Origin of the sequence: Yinghuangia sp. YIM S09857 (assembly GCF_051388915.1) — a bacterium.
Classification (GTDB): Bacteria; Actinomycetota; Actinomycetes; order Streptomycetales; family Streptomycetaceae; genus Yinghuangia.
The window spans coordinates 183,549-190,756 of the sequence record NZ_JBPKBH010000004.1 but is presented as its reverse complement, the minus strand read 5'-3'; the positions used below and the strand labels follow the sequence as shown (position 1 = coordinate 190,756).

7 protein-coding genes are annotated in these 7,208 nt (G+C 73.1%); 4 read left to right on the top strand and 3 right to left on the bottom strand.

The window, feature by feature from the left end; all coding sequences use genetic code 11:
* Positions 1–79: 79 nt before the first annotated feature.
* Positions 80–733, bottom strand: coding sequence for a hypothetical protein (locus ACRX5S_RS09665; RefSeq protein WP_436772408.1), 654 nt, complete (start codon positions 731–733; stop codon positions 80–82).
* A gap of 326 nt (positions 734–1,059) precedes the next feature.
* On the opposite strand from ACRX5S_RS09665, the gene ACRX5S_RS09660 reads away from it, so the two are divergent.
* A complete protein-coding gene (locus ACRX5S_RS09660; protein WP_436772407.1) occupies positions 1,060–2,469 on the top strand; it encodes a CoA transferase in 1,410 nt (469 codons plus the stop codon).
* An 18-nt stretch (positions 2,470–2,487) separates the two neighbouring features.
* Here ACRX5S_RS09660 and ACRX5S_RS09655 read toward each other — a convergent pair whose 3' ends face one another.
* The gene (locus tag ACRX5S_RS09655; RefSeq protein ID WP_436772406.1) at positions 2,488–2,805 is read right to left on the bottom strand and encodes a UBP-type zinc finger domain-containing protein; all 318 of its coding nucleotides are present in this window, start codon (positions 2,803–2,805) and stop codon (positions 2,488–2,490) included.
* A gap of 84 nt (positions 2,806–2,889) precedes the next feature.
* Positions 2,890–3,507, bottom strand: a complete 618-nt coding sequence (locus ACRX5S_RS09650; protein ID WP_436772405.1) for a TetR/AcrR family transcriptional regulator — start codon at positions 3,505–3,507, stop codon at positions 2,890–2,892.
* 108 nt (positions 3,508–3,615) lie between these two features.
* Between ACRX5S_RS09650 and ACRX5S_RS09645 the strand changes: the two genes are divergently transcribed.
* From ACRX5S_RS09645 to ACRX5S_RS09635, 3 genes are read left to right on the top strand one after another with little or no spacing between them, the layout of a single operon-like run.
* The gene (locus tag ACRX5S_RS09645) at positions 3,616–5,211 is read left to right on the top strand and encodes a flavin-containing monooxygenase (RefSeq protein WP_436772404.1); all 1,596 of its coding nucleotides are present in this window, start codon (positions 3,616–3,618) and stop codon (positions 5,209–5,211) included.
* Position 5,212: 1 nt separating this feature from the next.
* Positions 5,213–6,082, top strand: a complete 870-nt coding sequence (locus tag ACRX5S_RS09640; protein WP_436772403.1) for an SDR family NAD(P)-dependent oxidoreductase — start codon at positions 5,213–5,215, stop codon at positions 6,080–6,082.
* Complete coding sequence (locus tag ACRX5S_RS09635; RefSeq protein ID WP_436772402.1) at positions 6,079–7,098, top strand: alpha/beta fold hydrolase; 1,020 nt, start codon at positions 6,079–6,081, stop codon at positions 7,096–7,098. Before ACRX5S_RS09640 ends, ACRX5S_RS09635 begins: the two co-directional genes overlap by 4 nt.
* The last annotated feature ends 110 nt before the right edge of the window (positions 7,099–7,208 follow it).

The window sequence follows — 7,208 nt, the reverse complement described above, 5'->3', positions numbered from 1 at the left end:
GGGCCGCCGAGGCCGGCCCCCTCCTCCGCGGGCGGCCCGCCCCGGACCCGCACGTACAACCGCCACGGACACCGCGGCGTCACGGCCGGACGGACGCCGATCCCCTGCCACCGCCCGAACCCGCGGCGACCGGCTCCGGAGCCGACTCGGACTCTGACTCTGACTCCGACTCTGGCTCGGGCACTGGCACTGGCACTGGCTCGGACCCTGGCACTGGCTCCGGCACTGGCTCTCCCTGGCCGCCCAGCGTCCGGCGGTCGCCTCCGCCCTGTACCTCGACCGGGGATTCGGCGGTGGCATTCGCCGCATCCCCGGTCCTCGCGTCCTCGCCGTCCCGCTCCGGTTCGCGCGCCCGCTCCGCCGATGCGACCGCGCTCCTCGCCCGTTCCACCGACGCGAGCCAGTGGAACACCCGCCCCTCCACCTCGCCCGCCTCACCCCCGACGGCCCGCGCGTACACCGTGACCTCCTCGAACGCCCGGCCGCGACGGTCCCACACAATGCGGCGGCGGACGTACCCGGCGTCCTCCAGCTCCCGCAGGTAGCCCTCGATCGAGTCCGCCGACTCGCCCGGCCGGGCGGCGAGCCGCCTGCGGTCGGGCTGGGCGCGTTCGGGCAGCAACAGCAGGTGCACGGCAAGGCCCCGCGCCGGGACGCTCAGTCGCACGTCCTTCATCAGTACGTCGTTGACGCCCAGCCCGCCGGATCCCCCGCCGCCCCAGATCCTCCGCATGACGCGCTCTCCCCATCCCGAACTCCGTGCCGCGACCCCAACCGCCGTGGCCGACACGGCGGTTGCCCCGCCTTCCAGTGTCCGTCGCCCGCCCGGCGCGCGGTGGGCGGCGGAGCGTTATTGCCGCAAAAGGGTGAAGGAGACTTCGTGGAGGTCCTGTGAGGAACCGACAAATGACGCAAATACCCTTCGACATCAGGAACATTTCCGGATACTCGTGGCTTGTTCGCCATCGCGTTCGCCACCCCGAAACGTGATCCTCGCCATGACCCCGCGACCGCACCCCGCCCTCGCAGCGCCGAGGCGGCGGTGATGGTATTGGCCGCATGCGACCTTCCGCACCGCTGCTGCTCGACGAGGCCTGGCGTTCGCTCGGCGGCGACCCCGCGTTCACCGCATACGTGTCGTTCACCGGCCGCGCCGACACGCTGCCGGCGCGCCTGCCGGTGACCGAGATGGCCCAGGCGACCGCCGCGGCGGCGGGGCTCGCCGCGGCCGAGTTCGCGTCCGTACGCTCCGGCGCGCAGCCCGTCCCGGTGACCGTGGACAGCGAGGCGACCGCGATCGCCTTCACCAGCGAGCGCCACCTGCGTCTCAACGGGCGTCCGCAGGGCGGCATGGACCCGCTGTCGAAGTTCTTCGTGTGCGCGGACGGCGTCATCCGCGTGCACGGCAACTATCCGCACCACCGCGCCGCGCTGTTCCACGCGCTGGACATCACCGGCATGCCGGAGGACCCCGCCGAGGCTGTCGCGCTCGCGCTGCTGCCCCTGCCGGTCGCGGTCGCGGAGGAACGTATCCGCGACGCGGGCGGTCTCGCCTTCGCGGTGCTCGCGCCCGAGGAGTGGCGGGCCCACCCGCACGGCGTCCAGGTCGCCGACGATCCGCTGCTCACCCGGCGCAGACTCGGCGCGCCGTCGCCGCGACGCTCGGGCGTGCCCGTCTCGCCCGACGGCACGGTGCTGCCGGCGTCGGGCGTGCGGGTCCTCGACTTCACGCGTGTCATCGCCGGGCCCGTGGCCACCCGTGCGCTCTCCCTCCTCGGCGCCGACGTGCTGCGCGTCGACTCCCCCCGCCTGCCGGAACTGCCCGCGCAGCACCTGGACACCGGCCTGGGCAAGCGCTCGGCGCTCCTGGACCTCGACACGCCGCAGGGCCGCGCCGCCCTCGACGGGCTCCTGGCCGAGGCCGACGTCGTCGTGACCGGATACCGCCCGGGCGCGCTGGCCCGCTTCGGCCTGGACCCCGAGGCGCTGGCGGCCCGGCACCCCGGCATCGTCACGGCCAACCTGTCCGCGTGGGGTGGGCCGGGCCCGTGGTCGCGGCTCCGCGGCTTCGACAGCCTCGTGCAGGGGCCGACCGGAATCGCGCACATAGAGGCGGACGGCGACGACCGCCCGGGGGTACTCCCGGCACAGGCGCTGGACCACGGGACGGGCTACCTGCTGGCGGCGGGCGTCCTGCGTTCGCTGACGGAACGCCAGGCGGACGGTGTTGGCTCGCACATCGAGCTCGCGCTCGCCCGGACGGCCGCGTGGCTGCTGCGGCACCACGACCCCGAGGAGCACCTGCCGGGCTTCCCGCGCCGGGTCGCGGCCGCGCGGCACCTCGGCTTCAAGGTCGCGGAGCAGGGCGAACTGGCGTACGCGCTGCCGCCGTTCGCGCTCAAGGGCGGCCCGACGGACTGGTCCGCCGCCCCGGTGCCGTGGGGCAGCAGCCCCGCGGCGTGGTGGTGAGGCGTCCTCGCCCGGGGCCTACGTGCGCGGCAGGAGGAAGAGCTGGTCCTCGTAGCACCAGCCCCACTCCTCGCCCGGCTCGAAGGAGCGGATGACGGCGTGCCGGGCACCCTGCCAGTGTCCGGTGGCGTGCCGGCTGGGCGAGTTGTCGCAGCATCCGACGTGCCCGCAGGAGAGGCATACGCGCAGGTGCACCCACGTACCGCCGGACTTCAGGCAGTCCTGGCACCCGTCGAGCGAGTTGGGCGCGACCGAGCGGACCTGGTCGAGGTGTGCGCAGGTCGCGCCCTCCTGTCCGCGGACCTGCTGGGCCACCTCGTACCGGGTCGTGCTCATGCTGTGCTCCTCCGCCTTGTCGTCGGCCCTGCCGCCGCACGTGGTCGTCCGCGCGGTCGGCGGGACGGAGGCGAGGGTTCCCGTTCAGGCCCGGGACAACACGTCGGCGGCGGGGTCGACGCAGCTCAGCACTCCGACCAGGGTGCGTTCGAGGAAGTCGGCCAATGCGGCGCGGTCCTCCTCGGGGCCCTGGTCCTGCCAGGCGACCACGGTCTCCTCCGCGAAGACCACCCAGGCGCGGGCGGCGGTGCGCAGCAGCGGCGTGTCGTCGAGGCCCAGTTCCGCGCAGCCCGCGAGGATGCGTGCGGCCTGGGTGCGGCGGGCGGCCTCGACGTGTTCACGTACCGTCTCGTCGGCGCTCGCGGCGCCGCGGACCAGGGAGACGTAGGTGGCACGGTGGTCGAGGACGTAGTCGACGAACGCGCTCAGCACGGCGTGCAGGCGGGCCAGCGGCTCCAGCGCGGGATCGGGGGCGGTGTGCGCGAGGAAGTCCTCGCACGCGGCCTCCACGACGGCCCGGTGGAATCCCTGCTTCGACTTGAAGTAGTGGAACATGAGGCCGCGCGAGATGCCCGCCCGTTCGGCGAGTTCGTCGATCGAGAGCTCGTCGAGCGTGCGGGATCCGAGCAGTTCACGCCCCAGGAGCAGGAGTTGCGCTCGCCGCTGGTCCGGGGTCAGGCGGGTGCGTCTGGGTGCGGGCATGCCGGACAGTGTACGGAGGTCCGGCGCAAACTATTGACTACCGTTCAGTAATCTTTCTAGGGTCGACATGCCCGCACGCCAGGGCCCGACCGAGCGCCGGAGAAGACCTTGCCGACAACGCCTGCCCACGACTCCCCCGCGGAGCCTCCGGTCCCGCACGTCCGCGTCGCCGTCATCGGCGGCGGGTTCTCCGGCCTCGGCGCGGGGGCCCGGCTCCTGCGGTACGGCATCGAGGACTTCGTCATCCTCGAACGCGGCCCCGACGTCGGCGGCACGTGGCGCGACAACACGTACCCGGGTGCCTGTTGCGACGTCCCGTCCAACCTCTACTCGTTCTCCTTCGCGCCGAACCCCGGGTGGTCGCGGTCGTTCTCGCCGCAGCCCGAGATCCAGGAGTACCTGCGGCGCTGCGCACGGGAGTTCGGCCTGCTGCCGCACCTGCGCTTCGAGCACGAGGTACGCGCGGCCCGGTGGAACGACGAGGCCTCCCGGTGGGAGGTGGAGACGTCCCGCGGCCCGCTGACCGCCAACGTGCTGCTCGCGGGCGGCGGCCCGCTCAGCGAGCCCGCGTACCCCGACATCAAGGGCCTGACGACCGCCTTCGAGGGCGAGGTCTTCCACTCGTCGCGCTGGAACCACGGCTACGACCTGCGCGGCAAGCGCGTGGCGGTGATCGGGACCGGGGCGTCCGCGATCCAGTTCGTGCCGCGGATCCAGCCGCGCGTCGCGCACCTCGACCTCTACCAGCGCACCGCACCGTGGATCATGCCGCGCACCGACCGCTCCCTGACCGGGACCGAACGCGCGCTGTACAAGGCCGTGCCGCCGCTCCAAAAGGCCGTGCGCCTGGGCCTGTTCTGGGGCCGCGAGACCTTCTGGCTCGGCTTCAACGGCAAGCACCCCGGCCTGGTCCGGCGCATCGAGGGTATGGCCCGCCTGCACCTGAGGCGCGGTATCCGCGACCACGACCTGCGCGCCAAGCTGACGCCCGATTTCACGATCGGCTGCAAGCGCATCCTGCTGTCCAACGACTACTACCCGGCGCTGGAGCAGGACAACGTCGACGTGGTCACCGACCGCGTCGCCGAGGTCCGGGCGAAGTCGGTGGTCACCGCGGACGGCGTCGAGCGGCCCTGCGACGCGATCATCCTCGGCACCGGCTTCCACGCCACGGACATGCCGATCGCACACATGATCACCGGCCGCGACGGGGTGCTGCTCGCCGACGCCTGGAAGGACGGCATGGCGGCGCACCAGAGCGCCATGACGGCCGGATTCCCCAACCTGTTCTTCGTCATCGGCCCGAACTCCGGGCTCGGGCACTCCTCCATGACCCTGGTGATCGAGGCGCAGATCAAGTACGCGGTCGACGCGATCCGCCAGATGGAGCGCAACGACATCGCGGACCTGGACGTCACGCGCGAGGCGCAGGACGCCTACAACGCGAGGCTGCACGCCAAGCTCGACGGCACCGTGTGGGTGACCGGCGGCTGCCAGAGCTGGTACCTGGACGCGCGGACCGGCAAGAACACCACGCTCTGGCCGGACTTCGTCTGGAAGTTCATGTGGATGAACCGCAAGTTCTCCCCGGCCGGGCACCGCGCGCGCCGCTGGGACCAAGTGCGCGAACCCCGCCCGGCGGTGGCCGCGGTCCGGGCGTTCGGCGCAGTCGAAGCCGCTGATGCACCGGCAGAAGGAGTCTGACGTGCGGGAGTTCGCCGGAAAGGTCACCGCGATCACGGGTGCGGGATCGGGCATCGGACGCGCGCTCGCGTACGAACTCGCCCGGCACGGCGCCCGGCTCGCGCTCTCCGACATCGACGAGGAGGCGGTGCGCGAGACCGCGGCGGTCGCCCTCGGGCACGGCGCGAGCGAGACGGCGGCGAGCCGCGTCGACGTCGCCGACCGGCACGCCGTGCAGGCGTGGGCGGACGAAACAGCCGGCTCCTTCGGGACCGTCAACCTCGTCGTCAACAACGCCGGCGTCGCGCTGACGGCCTCCGTCGAAGAGATGGACTGGGACGACTTCGAGTGGCTGATGGGCGTCAACTTCTGGGGAGTCGCCTACGGGACAAAGGCGTTCCTCCCACACCTGCGCCGCGCCCGCGACGCGCACATCGTCAACATCTCCAGCGTCTTCGGCCTGATGGGCATCCCGACACAGAGCGCCTACTGCGCGGCGAAGTACGCGGTGCGCGGCTTCACCGAGTCGCTGCGCCACGAAATGCGCATTTCCGGTACGGGAGTTCGGGTCACCACGGTGCACCCGGGCGGCATCAGGACCAACATCGCGCGCAGCGCGCGGGCCGCGAAGGGCCGTGAGGTCGCCGCGCTCGCCGACGAGTTCGACAAGGTCGCGCGCACCTCGCCGGAACGCGCCGCGCGCGTCATCGTGCGCGGTGTGAAGCGCAACCGCTCGCGGATCTTCGTCGGGCCGGACGCGACGCTCATCGACGTCGGGCAGCGCCTGCTCGGCGTCGGCATCGAGCCGCTGGTCCGCACGTTCTCGGGCCGGTCGGACCTGGGCACGGAAACGCCCGCCACCGCCCCCCGCACTCCGGGAGCCGTCCGATGACCGAGGCGACCGCACCCGCCGCCGCACCCGTCCCGGCGAGCCCGGCGGCAGTGCCTGCCGCACGCGAAGCACCGCCCGCGCCCGTACGCCGCATCCACGTGGTCCTGGCCCGCGACGGCGCCGCCCTGCACGTCGTCGAGTACGGCGACCCCCGCGCCCCCGTCACCGTCGTCCTCGCGCACGGCTGGACGCTGACCCACGGCTCGTGGACGGCGGCCGCCCGGGCTCTCGTCGAGGAGGCCGGGGAGTCGGTCCGCGTCGTGACGTACGACCAGCGCGGGCACGGCCGTTCCAGCTCCGGGCTGGCCCGGCCCTTCTCCGTCGACCAGTTGGCCGAAGACCTGCTGGACGTCCTCGACGCGACCGCGCCCTCCGGTCCGGTCGTGCTCGGCGGGCACTCGATGGGCGGCATGACGATCATGGCGCTGGCCGCCGCGCACCCCGAGCTGTTCGGCGAACGCGTGGCCGGGGCCCTGCTCGTCGGCACCTCGGGCGGCGACCTCGTGCCGGTGGCACCGCCGTTCCCGCTGCGGGACCGTGTGCGCGGCCGGGCCGGGCTGCGGCTCTTCGCCTTCGGCGAGCGGCGTCCTGCGGCGTTCGCGCGAGGCAGGCGCCTGCTGCCGGGCCCGCAGACGAAAGCGCACGTGCGGGCGGTGAAGCAGAGCCTGTTCGGCCCGGACGCGGAGGAGGCGGTGGTCCGCTCGTGCGCGTGGATGGTCCACAACACGTCGGTGGAGGCGCTGTGCGGGTTCTTCCCGGCGCTCGCCGCGCACGACAAGTCGGGCCAACTGGCCGCGCTTTCCTCGGTTCCGGTGCGCATCGTGGTCGGCGGCCTCGACAAGCTCACGCCCGTCGGCCACAGCAAGCGCCTCGCCGCCGAACTGCCGCACGCCGAACTGCGCGTCGAAAGCGGCTGCGGCCACATGGTGTTGACCGAACGCCCCGAGTCCGTGACGACTCCGCTGCGCGAGCTGTGTCGCGCGGCGGCGGGCCCTTCCCCCGTGCCCGCAGGCTGACGGGCGGCGCGACCGGTTGAGTACGGCTGAAACCGTTTGAAACCGGCTGAAGGGACCCAGGGCGCACCGCCGGCCGGGGCGGCGGTGCGCCCGCCACCACCTGCGTGACA